The 14,398-nt window shown below is 73.8% G+C and carries 14 protein-coding genes; 8 read left to right on the top strand and 6 right to left on the bottom strand.

Annotation, left to right across the window (positions count from 1 at the left end; all coding sequences use genetic code 11):
* Positions 1 to 119: 119 nt before the first annotated feature.
* Complete coding sequence (locus ACFZBX_RS28595) at positions 120 to 950, bottom strand: IclR family transcriptional regulator (RefSeq protein ID WP_380764509.1); 831 nt, start codon at positions 948 to 950, stop codon at positions 120 to 122.
* Positions 951 to 1,295: 345 nt separating this feature from the next.
* Here ACFZBX_RS28595 and ACFZBX_RS28590 point away from each other — a divergent pair, with 345 nt between their 5' ends.
* From ACFZBX_RS28590 to ACFZBX_RS28575, 4 genes are all read left to right on the top strand, one after another.
* Positions 1,296 to 2,609 (top strand): extracellular solute-binding protein, encoded by a 1,314-nt coding sequence (locus tag ACFZBX_RS28590; protein ID WP_391536682.1) that lies wholly within the window; start codon positions 1,296 to 1,298, stop codon positions 2,607 to 2,609.
* A 113-nt stretch (positions 2,610 to 2,722) separates the two neighbouring features.
* Entirely contained in the window at positions 2,723 to 3,700 is a 978-nt protein-coding gene (locus tag ACFZBX_RS28585; protein WP_391536681.1) for a carbohydrate ABC transporter permease, read from the top strand.
* Entirely contained in the window at positions 3,697 to 4,545 is an 849-nt protein-coding gene (locus tag ACFZBX_RS28580; RefSeq protein WP_391536680.1) for a carbohydrate ABC transporter permease, read from the top strand. The genes ACFZBX_RS28585 and ACFZBX_RS28580 overlap by 4 nt, the downstream gene beginning before the upstream one ends.
* 78 nt (positions 4,546 to 4,623) lie before the next feature.
* Entirely contained in the window at positions 4,624 to 5,184 is a 561-nt protein-coding gene (locus ACFZBX_RS28575) for a nucleotidyltransferase domain-containing protein (RefSeq protein ID WP_391536679.1), read from the top strand.
* Here the strand turns inward: ACFZBX_RS28575 and ACFZBX_RS28570 are convergent.
* The 5 genes from ACFZBX_RS28570 to ACFZBX_RS28550 all read right to left on the bottom strand — a co-directional run bounded on the left by ACFZBX_RS28570 (position 5,138) and on the right by ACFZBX_RS28550 (position 11,025).
* Complete coding sequence (locus tag ACFZBX_RS28570; protein WP_391536678.1) at positions 5,138 to 5,902, bottom strand: VOC family protein; 765 nt, start codon at positions 5,900 to 5,902, stop codon at positions 5,138 to 5,140. The genes ACFZBX_RS28575 and ACFZBX_RS28570 overlap by 47 nt on opposite strands.
* Before the next feature lie 161 nt (positions 5,903 to 6,063).
* Positions 6,064 to 6,711 (bottom strand): alpha-ketoglutarate-dependent dioxygenase AlkB, encoded by a 648-nt coding sequence (locus tag ACFZBX_RS28565; RefSeq protein WP_391536677.1) that lies wholly within the window; start codon positions 6,709 to 6,711, stop codon positions 6,064 to 6,066.
* 48 nt (positions 6,712 to 6,759) lie between these two features.
* Positions 6,760 to 7,581 (bottom strand): SMP-30/gluconolactonase/LRE family protein, encoded by an 822-nt coding sequence (locus tag ACFZBX_RS28560; RefSeq protein WP_391536676.1) that lies wholly within the window; start codon positions 7,579 to 7,581, stop codon positions 6,760 to 6,762.
* Between the two features lie 211 nt (positions 7,582 to 7,792).
* Positions 7,793 to 9,304 (bottom strand): APC family permease, encoded by a 1,512-nt coding sequence (locus ACFZBX_RS28555; protein ID WP_391536675.1) that lies wholly within the window; start codon positions 9,302 to 9,304, stop codon positions 7,793 to 7,795.
* Between the two features lie 107 nt (positions 9,305 to 9,411).
* Positions 9,412 to 11,025 (bottom strand): amidohydrolase, encoded by a 1,614-nt coding sequence (locus ACFZBX_RS28550; RefSeq protein ID WP_391536674.1) that lies wholly within the window; start codon positions 11,023 to 11,025, stop codon positions 9,412 to 9,414.
* A 212-nt stretch (positions 11,026 to 11,237) separates the two neighbouring features.
* On the opposite strand from ACFZBX_RS28550, the gene ACFZBX_RS28545 reads away from it, so the two are divergent.
* From ACFZBX_RS28545 to ACFZBX_RS28530, 4 genes are all read left to right on the top strand, one after another.
* Positions 11,238 to 11,891, top strand: coding sequence for a TetR/AcrR family transcriptional regulator C-terminal domain-containing protein (locus tag ACFZBX_RS28545; protein ID WP_391536673.1), 654 nt, complete (start codon positions 11,238 to 11,240; stop codon positions 11,889 to 11,891).
* Between the two features lie 600 nt (positions 11,892 to 12,491).
* Positions 12,492 to 12,875, top strand: a complete 384-nt coding sequence (locus ACFZBX_RS28540) for a hypothetical protein (RefSeq protein ID WP_391536672.1) — start codon at positions 12,492 to 12,494, stop codon at positions 12,873 to 12,875.
* The gene (locus ACFZBX_RS28535) at positions 12,872 to 13,858 is read left to right on the top strand and encodes a transcriptional regulator (RefSeq protein ID WP_391536671.1); all 987 of its coding nucleotides are present in this window, start codon (positions 12,872 to 12,874) and stop codon (positions 13,856 to 13,858) included. Before ACFZBX_RS28540 ends, ACFZBX_RS28535 begins: the two co-directional genes overlap by 4 nt.
* Positions 13,859 to 13,975: 117 nt before the next feature.
* Positions 13,976 to 14,368: a roadblock/LC7 domain-containing protein gene (locus ACFZBX_RS28530; protein ID WP_391536670.1), complete on the top strand. Its 393-nt coding sequence runs from the start codon at positions 13,976 to 13,978 to the stop codon at positions 14,366 to 14,368.
* The last annotated feature ends 30 nt before the right edge of the window (positions 14,369 to 14,398 follow it).

The following is a 14,398-nucleotide window of genomic DNA, read 5'->3' as shown; positions in this document are numbered from 1 at the left end:
AGTGGTGCTACCAGAGCACGTCCCACTTTCAGTGGGGAGAGTCCGTGCGACCCGGGCCTGGCGCTCCAAGCCGGAAGGGCCCGGCACCTGTTGGTTCAGGTGCCGGGCCCTTCCGCGTGTCATGCCACCGGGCGGTCGGAGCCGAGTTCGCGGGAGATGCGCAGGCCGACCTGGGCGACGACGGGGCCGAGGGCGCGGACGCGGGCGGCGGTCATCCGGGAGGTGAGGCCGGAGACCGAGAGGGCCGCGGTGACCTCGCCGGTGTGGTCGAAGATCGGGGCGGCGACGCAGCGGACCTCGGGCTCGTTCTCGCGGTCGTCGATGGAGTAGCCGCGGGCCCGGATGCGGGCGAGGTCGGCGCGCAGGTGGGTCTCGTCGGAGATGGTCCAGGTGGTGACCGGGCGCAGGCCGGCGGCGACGACCTCGGCGACCGCCTCGTCGGGGAGCCAGGCGAGGATCGCCTTGCCGGTCGCGGTGCAGTAGGCGGGGGCCCGGCTGCCGACCCGGGAGGCCATCCGGACGTTGGTCTCGTCCTCGACCTTGTCCAGGTAGACGATGCCGGGCGCCTGCCAGACGGTGAGGTGGACGGTCTCGCCGGCCTCGCGCTGGAGGCGGCGCAGGTGCTCGGCGGCGACGCTGCGCAGGTCGAGGGTGGAGAGGTAGGCCTGGCCGAGGCGGAGCGAGCCGTGGCCGAGCCGGAACCAGCCGGTCTCCCGGTCGCGGTCGAGCAGGTGCTCGTCCAGCAGCGGGCCGGTGAGCCGCAGCACGGTGGACTTGTTGAGGTCGAGGGCCTCGGCGAGCTGCGCGAGCGGGACGCCGCGCCCGTCGCCGTGGTCGCGGACGTAGCCGAGGACGGACAGCGCCCGGCGCAGCGAGGAGGACTGGTTGCGCTCGCCCGCCGCCTTTTTCGGCTTCGCGGTGGTGGCCGGGCCGGCCGCCTGCTCCGTCATCGATCCCGTTCCCCTCTCGTTCCGCCGCCGGACGGCAGCGGTTGTCGAACCGTACCCCTTCCGGACCCGGTCGCTGCTTTTTCGATACAGCGTTGTGCAGTGCAAAACTTCGCGAACCGACTCTTGTTGGGCGTGAGCGCCCGCGCCTAACGTCCCTGGCATCGAGCAGGCGACGCAGCCCACCCGAGCGGTCGCTCTGCCGTACCCGCGTACAGCACCACCCCCACATTCACGCGTTCACGCACGCACCCATCACACCGGCCCCGGTCAGGGCCTGCTTCGACGTGCCCGTCCCCAGCGGCGTACGTCTCGGCGGCAGCTGTCGGGAGGGGAGGCTCCACACCCATGCGCATCGCCAGACGGACCACCGCGGCCGCCGTTCTCGCCGCCACCTGCCTCACGGCCGCCGTCGCCTGTTCGCCCGGTACCGCCGTACCGGCCGGCGAGAAGGCCGCGGACGACAAGACCGGCACGCTGCAGGTCTGGCTGTACAACGAGGCCGGCAACGCCGCCAAGGAGGCGGTGATCAGCAAGGCGGTCGCCGAGTTCCAGGCCTCCCACCAGGGCGTCACCGTCAACGTCAGCTACATCGACACCGACGCCTCGGCCCGTGCAGCCAAGATGAAGGGCGCGTTCAACGACCCGAACAGCGCCCCGGACCTCGTCGAGTTCGGCAACACCGACCTGCCCGGCTACGTCGCCGCGGGCGGCCTCGCCGACATCGGCGCCGACCTCGACAAGTGGAAGGACAAGGGCGACCTCGACCCGGCGATCGCCTCGACCGCCGTGCTCGACGGCAAGACCTACGGTCTGCCGTGGTGGGTCGGCGTGCGCGCGCTCTACTACCGCACCGACCTGTTCACCGAGGCCGGCCTGGCCGCGCCGGCCTCCTACGCCGACCTGGTCGCCGCCACCGAGAAGATCCACGCCGCGCACCCGGACACCTTCGGCATCGCGATCGGCGGCAAGTACACCTTCGGCGCGCTGCCCTTCGTCTGGGACGCGGGCGGCGACATCGCCGCCAAGGAGGGCGACAAGTTCAAGGCGGCGATCAACTCGCCCGCCTCGCAGGCCGGCATCAAGCGCTACACCGACCTCTTCAACGAGAACGGCTGCCCGGTCCAGCAGTGCGCCGACCTCACCGGCGGCAAGACCGTCGACCTGTTCGCGGCCGGCAAGTCGGCGATGGCGATCCTGCCGAACTCCAGCCGCAGCAAGGTGGACGCCGGCGCGGCCAAGGGCAAGTACGCGGTCGTGCCGCTGCCCGGCGAGAAGGCCGGATCGATCGCCCCGGCGTTCGCCGGCGGCAACAACCTCGGCGTGATGAAGGCGGCCAAGCACCGCACCCTGGCCGTGGAGTTCGCCGAGCTGCTGGCGAGCCCGGTGTACCAGGAGCAGATGTACGACGCCATGGGCAACCTGCCGACCCTGAAGTCGGTCAACGCCAAGGTCGCCGCGAAGGACGCCTTCCTGAAGCCGTTCACCGACACCATCGCGGCCGGCACCAAGTTCGTCCCGCTGGACCAGGCGTGGGCGCAGATCGACGCGCAGTCCGTCATCCCGACGATGCTCCAGCAGATCGTCACCGGCAAGGCGGACGTGGCCAAGGCCTCGGGCGACGCCGCCACCCAGATCACCTCGGCCTTCGCCGCCCACTGAGCCAGGGCCGTCCGAGCGCCCAGGCCGACAGCCCAGGCCGGCTGATCCCGGGTCCGGTGGGTCCACGCCACCGGACCCGGGCCCACCGGGCATCCAGAGAGCAGGTCCCGTACGTGTCCGCACCCACCACGACCGCCCCGGCGGCGCCGCCTTCCCCGAGCGGGTGGCGCCGGGGCAGGGCGTCGGCCGCGCCCCCGCGCGGCCGACGCCGAACCCCGCTGCTGCTCCTGCTGCCGGCGGCGGTCATCATGATCCCGCTGGTCGCCTACCCGATCTACCAGCTCGGCCTGCTGTCCGTGCTGGACTTCGGGCAGGCGCAGGCCTCCGGCGGTGTACCGACCAGCTTCGTCGGCTTCGGCAACTACCAGAAGATCCTGAGCGACGGGCAGTTCTGGTCGGTGCTGCTGCAGACGATCGGCTTCGCCGCGTTCTGCGTGGTCGCCACCCTGGCCGTCGGCGCCACCCTCGCGGTGCTGCTGACCAGGGTGGGCCGGGTGCCCCGGCTGGTGCTGACCACCGCCGCGATGGCGGCCTGGGCGGCCCCGGCGATGACCGGCTCGACGGTGTGGAGCTTCCTGTTCGACACCAACCTCGGCCTGGTCAACAAGACCCTGGTGGGCATCGGCCTGGACGGCTTCCACGAGTTCAACTGGTTCTACGACAAGTGGACGGCGTTCCTCATCGTCGGCGCCGTCGTGGTCTGGCACTCCTTCCCGTTCGTCATGGTGACGCTGTACGCGGGCATCAAGGCGATCCCGACCGAGATCCTGGAGGCGGCGGCGCTGGACGGCGCCGGGACCTGGAGCACCTTCCGCCGGATCACCGCCCCGATGCTCCGCCCGATCCTGACCATCGTGGTGATCCAGTCGGTCATCTGGGACTTCAAGGTCTTCACCCAGATCTACGTGATGACCGAGGGCGGCGGCATCGCCGGCCAGAACCTGGTCCTCAACGTCTACGCCTACCAGAAGGCCTTCGCCTCCTCCCAGTACGGGCTCGGCGCGGCCATCGGTGTGATCATGCTGCTGATCCTGGTGATCCCGACCGTCCTCTACATCCGCTCGCTGCGCAGGACGGGGAACGAACTGTGAACGCCCGTAGCCGCTGGCGCCTGAGCGCCAACACGATCGCGCTCCTGGTGGCCGTCGTCACCGCCTTCCCGATCTTCTGGATGGTGCTCTCGGCCTTCAAGCCGAAGGGCGAGGTGCAGTCGCTCAACCCGCGCCCGTGGACGGCGCACCCGACGCTGGAGAGCTTCCGCCAGGTGCTCAGCGTGGACGGCTTCGGCCGGTACTTCGTCAACAGCCTGGTGATCGCGCTGTCGGTGGTGGTGCTCTCCGCGCTGGTGGTCTTCCTCGCGGCGGTCGCGGTGACCAGGTTCAAGTTCCGCTTCCGCACCACCATCATGGTGATGTTCCTGATCGCCCAGATGATCCCGGTCGAGGCGCTGACCATCCCGCTGTTCTTCATGTTCCGCGACGCGGGCCAGTACGCGCCGGGCATCGGGCTCAACACCCTGGCCTCGCTGGTGCTGGTGCAGCTGGCCTTCTCGCTGCCCTTCGGGATCTGGATGATGCGGGGCTTCGTCGCCGCCGTGCCGGTGTCGATCGAGGAGGCGGCGCAGATCGACGGCGCCAGCCGGACCCGCATCCTGTGGACGATCCTGCTGCCGCTGGTCGCCCCCGGGCTGGCCGCGACCAGCGTGTTCTCCTTCATCGCGGCGTGGAACGACTTCGTCTTCGCCAAGACCTTCATCATCAGCGCGACCGAGAACCAGACCCTCCCCTCGGCCCTGCTGGTGTTCTTCAAGCCGGACGAGAACGACTGGGGCGGCATCATGGCCGCCTCCACGCTGATGACCGTACCGGTGCTGATCTTCTTCATCGCGGTGCAGCGCAAGCTGGTCTCCGGGCTGGCCGGCGCGGTCAAGGACTGAGACCCGGACCTTGACGCGAATCCCCGCGACGGAGGGGCTGCGGCGGGTATAGCGTCCGGAACCGTGGAGGTGGGGTCCATGGACCGGAAGCGTGCCGACGGGCAACTCGCGCAGATCGCCGAGACGGTGGGCCTCGCCCGCCGTCTCGGCGCGTTCGTCTGGCTGCGCGGCGGCTGGGCGATGGACTTCTTCCTCGGCGAGCAGACCCGCGACCACGAGGACGTCGACTGGTTCGCCCCGGCCGCCGACGCCGCCGCGCTCGCCGCCGGGCTGCGCGGCCTCGGGTACCGGCCGCTCGCGGGCGGTCCGCCGGAACAGCAGCTCGACTTCGCCAAGGACGGCCTGGAGTCGAGCTTCGCGCTGGTCGACCCGACCCCCGACGGCCGCGTGCTGGTGGCCGGCGGCCCCTGGGCGGGAACGGCCTGGCCGGACGGGCTGCTGGACGGGCCGCCGGGACGGCTCGGCGGGCTGGTCTGCCCGATCGTGGCGCCGCGGGCGCAGATCGAGATCAAGCGGATGATGCCGGTCTGGGACCCGCGCCGTCCGCGCCGGGCGAAGGACGCCGAGGACGTCGCCCGGCTGCGGGAGGCGCTCAGGCGGCCAGTGTCCGCTCCGCCGACGGGAGGCCGACCAGGGTGAACTCCGCGCCGCCGTCGTCGCGGACCACCGCCCGCCGTCCGAACGGGGTGGGCTGCGGCCCGGCCAGTACGGTGCCGCCGAGCTCGCGCACCCGCTCGACCGCGAGGTCGGTGTCGGCGGTGCCGAAGTGGACCGACCAGCCGGCCTCGGGGTGCCGGGCGATGCCGCCGGCCGGCTGCCCGTCGACCCGGAACAGGGTGGCGCCGTCGCTCCCGCGGCCGTACTCGTAGCCGAAGACCCGCCGGTAGAAGGCCCGGGCGGTGTCCGGGGCGGGGGAGTGCTGCTCGCTCCAGCTGAACGCGGCCGGCTCGTCGACCAGGCCCGCGCCCTGCCAGAGCAGGCCCTGCCGCAGGCCGAACACCGCGCCGGCCGGGTCGGCCGCGAGCGCCGCCCAGCCCTGCTCGGGCGGTACCTCGTAGGGCTCGCGCAGCACCCGCCCGCCGGCCTCCCGGACCGCCTCGGCCGTCCGCTCGGCGTCGGCCACGGCCAGGTACGTCGTCCAGGACTGCGCCGCGCCCGGGAGCGCCCCCGGGCTCGCCGTCCGGGCGATGAGGCCCGCGACCTGGGCGCCGCGCAGCGTGGCGACGGTCCAGCCGGGCAGGTCGACGAACTCCCAGTCGAACAGGCCGCCGTAGAAGCGCCGGGCCCGTCCGAGGTTCACCGCGCCCAGCTCGACCCAGCAGGGGACGCCCTCGTGGTACCTGCCCGCCTTCGGCATGCCGCGGCCCTCCTCGCCCCGCCCGCTTCCCCGGCCAGCGTCCGCCCGGGGCGCGCGGCCGGCAAGCGCAAGCGCACGGGCGGGTGCGCGCGCCGCCGTCGGGAGACCCCGCATCGCCGTCAGGAGACGTTGCGCCGCCCTCAGGAGAGGCCGCGCCGCCGTCAGGAGACGCCGAGCGGCCGGAACTGGATGCTGATCCGGGGGCCCGTCGGCCGGGCGGTCTTCGGCACCGCGTGCTCCCAGGTGCGCTGGCAGGAGCCGCCCATCACCAGCAGGTCGCCGTGCCCGAGCCGGTGCCGCAGCACCGGGCCGCCGCCGCTCCGCGGGCGCAGCAGCAGCGCCCGGGGCTCGCCGACGGAGAGGATCGCCACCATGGTGTCCTCGCGCGCGCCGCGCCCGATCCGGTCGCCGTGCCAGGCCACGCTGTCCCGGCCGTCCCGGTAGTAGCAGAGCCCCAGGGTGCGGAACGGCTCGCGCAGCTCGCGCGCGTAGTACCGGCTCAGCGCCGTGCGGGCCTCGCCGAGCACCGGGTGCGGCGGCGGGTCGTCCTCCCGGTAGGAGGCGAGCAGCCGGGGGACGTTCACCGTGCGCTCGTACATCTCGCGCCGTTCGGCCCGCCAGGGGACCTCGGCGGCCAGCTGTTCGAACAGCCGGTCGGCCCCGTGCAGCCAGCCGGGCAGCAGGTCCACCCAGGCGCCGGACCCCAGCACCTCGCGGCGCACGCCCGTGAGCGGCCCGAGGGCGGGTCCGGTCGGCCCGGGGTCGTCGAACAGCGACGGCTGGAGGTGGACGGCGGAGGCGGTGCTCATGGCCCCAGCCTACGCCGAGAATCGAACAGGTGTCCGAACAGGGTGTGCTCAGAGCGGGACGACCACCAGCGACCGTTCGAAGAAGGCGGTGACATAGAGGCGGTCGCCGTCCGGACTGACCGCGACGCCGCGCGGACCGCCCGGCACCGCGACGGTGCGGGTGACGGCGCCGCTGTGGACGTCGATCACGGAGAGCTTGTCGAACGGGAAGTGGGCCACGTACAGCATCGAGTCGTGCGGCCCGACGGCCAGCCCGTACGGCCCCCGGTCGACCGGGAACACCTCGAGCGGCTCGGCCGGCGTCGGCCCCTCCACCTCGATGACCTCGGTCGCGTCGTACACCGTGACCGTGTTCGCGAAGTAGTTGCTCACGTAGAAGCGGTTGCCGCTGGGATCCGCGGCGAGGCCGACCGGGAAGTCGATGCCGGTCAGGGTGCCGTGGCTCTTGGTGAGCAGGTCGGAGACCATCACCTGGTCGTCGATGGCGTTGGCGATCAGTAACTGCTCGGGGTGGACCGTGACGACCAGGCCGTACGGGCGGGCGCCCATGCCGGTGCTGGTGATCCCGCCCCCGGTGGCGGTGTCGAACACCTTGACCACGTCGGAGGACTGCTCGGCGACGTACAGCCGCTCACCGGGCGGGTCCAGGGCCACCCCGTACGGGCCGACGGCGACCGGGAAGGTCGTCGCGACGGTGTTCGCCGGGGTGTCGACGGCGGTGACCGTCCCGTCGAGGAAGTTGGTGACGTAGACCCGCCGGCCGTCGCTGCTCGCGACGACGCTGTGCGGGCCCTCGCCCACGGGAATCGTCTCGTAGGTGTGGGAGCCGGTCCGGTCGGGGCCGGCCGTCGGAGTGGTGGAGAGTGCCATGGTCCGCTCTTCCCTGTGTCGGGTCCTCCGCGGCCTTCGACCGGGTGCGGCGCCGGGTGCCGCCGCAGGCGGCCGGGGAGCGTCCGGGGGCGCCGGCCACCGGACCGGGGCCCCTGGTCGAGGGGCCCGCGGGTGGTGGCCGCCGCACTTCGATCGTACGCCGACCGGGTGCCCCCGCCCGGACGGGTGCCCGGCCGGCGCCGGCGGGGTCTCAGCGGGTGTCCGGCTCACCCTCGGTGTCCGTGCGGCCGAGCCGGGCGTACACCTCCGGGCGGCGCGAGCGCAGCCGCAGGGCGAGGCCGACCCCGGTCAGGAACACCACCGGAACCACCGACACCAGCGGCCAGTTGACCTCGGGTCCGGCAGCCGTGAACAGGTCCAGGCGCCAGACCACCAGCCCGGTCGCGCCGCACAGCAGCGCCGTGGAGAGCAGCGGGGCGACCACCGTGCGCAGCCGGCCCGCGCTCGCCGCCGCCGCCCGCTCGCGCCGGAAGAACGCGTACACGGCGAGCCCGGCCAGCGCCTGGAGCAGCAGGATGCCCACCACGCCGGGGGAGTTCACCCAGAGGAAGAACTGGTTGTACGGGTCCGCGCCGATCAGCGCGGCGACCACGACGGCGCCCGCCGCCAGCAGGCTCTGGGCGATGCCGCCGATCCACGGCGAGCGGTGCCGGGGGTGGATCCGCCCGAGCGCGGCCGGTGCGGCGCCCTCGGTGGCCAGCGCGTGGCCGTAGCGGGTGATGGTGTTGTGGAAGGCGAGCAGCGCGGCCAGCAGGCTGGTGACGATCAGGACGCGCTGGAGGTCCGTCGCCCAGCCGCCGACGTAGTCCGTCATCGCGGTGAAGAACATCCCGGCCGGGTCGTCGGTCGCCGCGGCCACCGCCCCGGAGTCGCCGAAGGCCTGCACGATCGTCCAGGTGATGAAGGTGTAGAACAGCCCGAGGAAGGCGATCGCCGCGTACGTGGCCCTGGGCACCGTGCGGTGCGGCGTCCGGGCCTCCTCCCGGTAGATCGCGGTCGCCTCGAAGCCCACGAACGCGGCGAACGACAGGCCGAGCACGCCGCCCATGCCGCCGGTGACCATGTTCCCGGGCGCGAACGAGCCGAGCGAGAGGCCGTGCGCCCCGCCCCTGGCCAGGATCGCGACGGCGAGCACCAGCAGGATGCCGGTCTCGGCGATCAGCAGCGCGCCGAGCACCTTGGCGCCGAGGTTTATCGAGCGGTAGCCCAGGAACCAGACCGCCGCGACCCCCGACAGCGCCCAGAGCGGCCAGGGCAGGTCCACGCCGAGCAGGTCGGCGGCGGTCTCCTTGGCGAAGTAGCCGAAGGCGCCGAACATGCCGATCTGGATCGCGTTGTACGACAGCACCGCGAGCAGCGCGGCACCGAGCCCGGCGGGCCGGCCGAGGCCCCGGGTGACGTAGGCGTAGAACGCGCCGGCGTTGCGGACGTGCGCGGTCATGGTGGTGAAGCCGACCGCGAACAGGGCCAGCACCAGGCCGGTGGCCAGGTAGGCGGCCGGGGCGCCGATGCCGCCGAAGGCGATGGCGAACGGGGCGACGCCGGCCATCACGGTGAGCGGCGCGGCGGCGGCCACGACGAAGAAGACGATGTCGCCGGTGCCGAGGACACCGCGTTCCAGCCCGGGGGCCGGTGCCGTCGCTGCCGTCGGCGCGGGCGCGGGCGCGGCCGCGCGGGCGGTCGTGTCGGAGGGCAGGTGCATGGGGGAGCTCTCCTGGGGTCGTGCGGTCGAGGGTAGAGGAGGCCGCCCGGGTGGGGGCGCGGGCGGCCCTGGCGCGCGCCCGGGGCGCGCACTGCCGGTGGGGGCGCTCAGTGCGTGCGGCGGCCGCCCAGCCAGGTGCCGAGTACGGCGACCCCGGCCAGCTCGCCCGCCGGGACGGCGTACGGGTCGGCGGCCAGCTGCACCAGGTCCGCCCGCAGGCCGACCCGCAGCACCCCCCAGGCGTCCTCTTCGAACGCCTGGTGCGCCACGCCCGCCGAGTAGGCGGCGAGCGCCTGGCCGAGGCCGATCCGCTCCTGCGGCAGCCAGCCGCCCTCCGGCAGGCCCTCGGGCGTCTGCCGGGTCACGGCGGTGGCCAGCCCGGCCAGCGGCTCGTAGCGGGTGACCGGCCAGTCGCTGCCGAACGAGACCCGCGCGCCGTCGCGCAGCAGGGCGGCGATCTGGTACTGCCGGGCGCCGCGCTCGGGGCCGATCCTGGGCAGCGTCAGCTCGGTCATCAGCGGGTCCGGCTGCGCCCAGAGCGGCTCGAAGTTGGCGATCACACCGAGCTCGGCGAACCGCGGCAGGTCGGCCGGGTCGACCAGCTGGACGTGGGCGATCACCGGACGGCGGGCGCGCGGACCGTTGCGGCGCGCGGCGGCCTCGATCGCGTCCAGGGCGATCCGCACGCCGTGGTCGCCGATGGCGTGGATGTGCGGCTGGAAGCCGAGCGCGTCGACGGCGGTGACGGCGTCGGCCAGCTCCGCGCCGCTCCAGTTGGCGGCGCCGTGCGAGTGCGGGCAGTCGCTGTAGGGCTCCAGCAGCGCGGCGGTGCCGGACTCCAGGACGCCGTCGGCGAAGAACTTGACGGCCCGCGCGGTGACCTGGCCGCGCCCGGCGGCCTCGACCCGCTCGCGGTCGGCGGCGAGCCGGGGGAGTTGCCCACGCCAGGCGTCCGGCTCCAGCAGCAGCGCGAGGTTGGCCCGTACGGCGAGGTCCCGGCCGTCGGCGACGGCGGCGAGCCAGGTGTCGACCTGGTGGGGCTCCACCCAGGCGTCCTGGACCCAGGTCACCCCGGCGGAGGCGAGCACCCGGGCCGTCGCGTGCAGCGCGTCGACCTGCTCGGCGAGGTCGGGCAGCGGGACGAGGGCGAGCACCGGGTTGAGCGCGCCGAACTCGCGCAGGGTGCCGAGCGGGCTGCCGTCGGCGCGGCGGACGATCTCGCCGTGCGCCGGCTGGGGCGTGTCGGCGGTGTACCCGGCCCGGTGCAGCGCCTCGCTGTTGGCCCAGCCGGTGTGGTGGTCCATGGTGCGCAGCAGCACCGGCCGGTCGGGGACGGCCGCGTCCAGCAGCGCGGCGTCGAACAGGCCGCCCTCGGCGAGCCAGGGGTCGAAGGCGTCGCCGGTGATCCACTCGGCCTCGGGGTGCGCCTCGGCCCAGACCCGGACGGCCTCGACCACCTCGTCCAGGCTGGTGCAGTCCCGGACCGGGACGCCGCGCAGGCCGAGCCCGCCGATCAGCGGGTGGACGTGGCCGTCGCCCCAGGACGGCAGCAGGGCGCCGCCGGCCAGGTCGACGGTCTCGGTCCGCTCGTCGCGCAGCGCGTGGGCCGCCACGCCGAGGGCGGTGATCCGCCCGGCGGTGACGGCGAGGGCGTCGGTGACGGGGCGGGCCGGGTCGCCGGTGTGGATCCGGCCGCCGGTGAAGATCGTGTCGGCGCGCATACGGGTGCGTCCTCTCCCGGTGCGGTCTGGTGTGACCTGGTTAACTGAATGGGATTCGGTAACCGTAGGCGCGGCCGGGCGGGGCGCGGAAGGGTTTTATTGAAAGTCATTCGATTACGTTTTCATCACGATGATCTTGCGCGATGATCGTAGGGCCGCGTCGCGCCGCGCCGCCGGTGACATCGCGAAACGTCGAGAAGGACGGGAACCCCATGGCGAGGCCGCGCACACCCCTGCTGGACCGGCAGCGCATCGTGCAGACCGCGCTGCGGCTGGTCGACGAGGCCGGCGACCTGACCATCCCGGCCCTCGCCGGCGCGCTCAAGGTCAGCCCCTCGGCGCTCTACCACCACGTCACCGGCCGCGCCGAGATCGTCGCCCTGATGCGCGCCGAGCTCGTCCGGGCGATCGGCGAGCGCTCGCTCTGGGACCGGCCGTGGGACGAGGCGCTGCACGGCTGGGCCCGCGCCTACCGCGAGGCCTTCGCCGAACACCCCGGCATCATCCGGCTGCTGGCCACCGCGCCGCTCGCCGAACCGTTCATGCACGAGGTGTACGAGCGGGCCGTCGCCACCTTGGAGGCGGCGGGCTTCGCCCGGGAGGAGGTGATGGGCGTGATCACCGCGCTGGAGAGCTTCATCCTCGGCTCGGCGCTGGACCTCGTCGCGCCCGCCGTCATGGTCGACGCCGTCGACCGGGCCGCCACCCCGCGGCTGGCCGACGCGCTGGCCGCCGTCCCGGCCGGGCGGCACCGGGCCGACCAGGCCTTCGAGGTCGGGCTCGCGGCGCTGATCGCCGGCTACCGCGCGCTGCTGGCCGCCGGTGGCGGGCCGGGGGTCGGGGAGCGGATTTCTGACCAGGCGTGATGGCCTGCTACTGTTTATCTCGTCGAAAGGGAACGATCTTCGCGGAGCGGGGATCGGGACCGGTTCGACCAGGCGTCAGCGGTGCTACCAGAGCACGTCCTACTTTCAGTAGGGAGAGTCCGTGCAACCCGGGCCTGGCGCTCCATCGGAAGCGGCCGTTCCCCTGCGGGGGCGGCCGCTTCGTCGTTTCCCGGCCCTTGCCGTTGTTGTTGCCGTCGCCGTCGCCGTTGTTGCCGGGGTCTGCTGTTGCCGCCGGGGCTGCCGGGGGCGCGGGACCCGTCGGTTCTATCGCATGCGCGGTCCGGCGTTCGTCGGGTTCGCCGACAACCGGCCAAGGTGGCGCCCCAGGTGGATCGTTCGTTCGTGCCGCGCACGGGTGTGCGGGCAGCGGTGATGGCGCCGGAGACGGTCTGACGGTCCGTCAAAGGATGGCTGAAAACCCATTATTGTTGTGTGAATATGCCATCGGAATGTTCCTTGCATGGATTCCATCAGTAGCCTTCCGTGTCGAACCCGCCACGGCTCGTGGCGGTCCGGCCGGTGCCCGGCGGTCGTGTCCCGCCGCGCCGTTTCCTCCCCGAACCCTCCGAAGGAGCCCGAGTGCCGGGTATCGACGAGTGCCTGTCCCGGGCGATGGCGATCGCCGGGGCCCGCGCCGCCAGTCTGATCGACTGGAGCAGCGGGCTCGCCCTGGGCAGCGTCGGGGTCAGTCCGACCGGCGACCACGACACCACGGCCGCGGAGGCAACGGACCTGGTGCGGGCGGCCGTTGAGGGAGCGACCTTCACTGCGGCGGAGGACGGCGCGGTACCGCTGCAGGACATCATCCTGACCGCCGGGCGCAGTTACCACCTGCTTTGCTTCATCGATACCGTCTTCGACAGCCGACTCGTCCTGCACCTCTGGCTCGACCGCGCCGAGGGCAACCTCGCCGTCGCCCGGTTCCGCCTCCAGGCGATCGCCGAGGAACTGGTGCTCGGATGACGAACCACGACGCGAACCCCGGACCGGACTGCCGCGGCGCGGAGGCGGCGCGCGCCGCCGTCGGGTTCCGGCCATCGGACGGGGCCGGCTGGACCCCCGCCGCGGCCGTCGAACGGCTCGCCGGTGAACGCGCCACCGGCGCCCTGCGCGGCCCGGCCGGGACCGTCTACCTCGTCGACGGCCTGGTCGCCCACGCCGAGTCCGACCGGGCCCCCGACCTCGCCACCCTGCTCACCGCCTGCGGCCGGCTCGCCCCCGAGACCTGGCGGGAGGCCGTGCACCGGTTCGGCCCGCACGCCCGGGTCGGCGAGGCGCTGGTCGAACAGGGCAGGCTGACCCGCGGCGAGCTCGAACTCTGCCACCTCGGCGCGCTCTACGACGCCGCCTGCTTCCTGCTCGACGCCCCCGACAACGCCCTTGCCGCTCCGCCGCGTTGGACCTTCGCGCCCGGTGTGCGGCACTGGCTCGGCCCGGTGGCCGCGGTCGGCGCCCACCGGCTGCGCCGGGAGGCCGAGCGGCGGCAGCGCCTGCTGGACCGGATCTGGCCCTCGGCGCAGTTCGACACCGCGCCGCTCTGCCGGTCCGCCGCCCCGCCGGCCGTCACCGCCCCCGGCCGCCACGCCCGCCGGCTCCGCCCGCCGACCCGGCGCCAGTGCGATCTGCTCGACCACGCGGACGGCCGGAGAACCCCGGCGGAGCTGGCCCGGCTGCTCGGCCGCTCCGCGTTCGCGACCACGGCGGACGTCCGCCGGCTCGCCGCCGCCGGCCTGCTGGCCGGCTCCGACGACGGGGGCGGTGCCGGTTCCGACGCCGGGGTCGCGGTGGGGGCGCCGGGGACGGACCGGGTGCCGGCCCCGCGCGCCCCCGGCGGACTGCACCGCCGGGTGCCCGGTGCGGCGCTCGCCGCCCTCACCGGCGGGCGGCGCGGGCCGGATCCCGCCACCGCCCCGCCCACCACACCGATCCGGACACCGCGCTGCTGATCCGGGTCCGAACCCTTCTGGAGGCCCGACTTTGAACCACTCTCCGCCCGCGACCCCGCCCTCACGGCCATGAGGCGGGCGCTCAAGCAGCGTGTCGGAAGGAGACAACTGATCGCCTTGGAGACCGAGCTGCTGGCCGAACTCCGCGCCATCAAGCACCGGATGCCGCACCTCGCGGGCGGTCTGGTGGCCAGTGTCGACGGCCTGCTGGTCGCCCACGACACCCACGGGACCGAGCCCTCCGGCCTGGCGGCGATGACCGCCGCCTCGCTCAGCCTGGCGCAACGGCTCGCCGACAGCACCGGCCAGGGCGAGTTCCGGGAGTCGCTGGTCCGCGGCGAGCACGGCTACGTCGCCACCTACGCGGCCGGCGGCAGCTGCGTGCTCACCCTGCTCGCGCACCCGGACGCCAACGTCGGCCGCCTGCACCTGGAGGCCCGCCGCTCCGCCCAGCGCATCGCCGCACTGCTGAACGACGCGCTGCTGCCCAAGGACGCCCGGGAGCTCTGACGCGCCCGGCCGCCGCACCCCGCCTTTCCG

Source organism: Kitasatospora sp. NPDC008115, from assembly GCF_042957205.1.
Classification (GTDB): domain Bacteria; phylum Actinomycetota; class Actinomycetes; order Streptomycetales; family Streptomycetaceae; genus Kitasatospora.
Note: the sequence above shows the minus strand (reverse complement) of the source record. Positions and strands in the feature narration are given on the sequence as shown.

Excerpts from the sequence above, each read along its gene's own strand:
- ACFZBX_RS28560 (WP_391536676.1), bottom strand. The coding sequence starts at position 7,581 with ATGGCACTCTCCACCACTCCGACGGCCGGCCCCGACCGGACCGGCTCC.
- ACFZBX_RS28555 (WP_391536675.1), bottom strand. The coding sequence starts at position 9,304 with ATGCACCTGCCCTCCGACACGACCGCCCGCGCGGCCGCGCCCGCGCCC.
- ACFZBX_RS28590 (WP_391536682.1), top strand. The coding sequence starts at position 1,296 with ATGCGCATCGCCAGACGGACCACCGCGGCCGCCGTTCTCGCCGCCACC.
- ACFZBX_RS28565 (WP_391536677.1), bottom strand. The coding sequence starts at position 6,711 with ATGAGCACCGCCTCCGCCGTCCACCTCCAGCCGTCGCTGTTCGACGAC.
- ACFZBX_RS28595 (WP_380764509.1), bottom strand. The coding sequence starts at position 950 with ATGACGGAGCAGGCGGCCGGCCCGGCCACCACCGCGAAGCCGAAAAAG.
- ACFZBX_RS28575 (WP_391536679.1), top strand. The coding sequence starts at position 4,624 with ATGGACCGGAAGCGTGCCGACGGGCAACTCGCGCAGATCGCCGAGACG.
- ACFZBX_RS28545 (WP_391536673.1), top strand. The coding sequence starts at position 11,238 with ATGGCGAGGCCGCGCACACCCCTGCTGGACCGGCAGCGCATCGTGCAG.
- ACFZBX_RS28550 (WP_391536674.1), bottom strand. The coding sequence starts at position 11,025 with ATGCGCGCCGACACGATCTTCACCGGCGGCCGGATCCACACCGGCGAC.
- ACFZBX_RS28570 (WP_391536678.1), bottom strand. The coding sequence starts at position 5,902 with ATGCCGAAGGCGGGCAGGTACCACGAGGGCGTCCCCTGCTGGGTCGAG.
- ACFZBX_RS28535 (WP_391536671.1), top strand. The coding sequence starts at position 12,872 with ATGACGAACCACGACGCGAACCCCGGACCGGACTGCCGCGGCGCGGAG.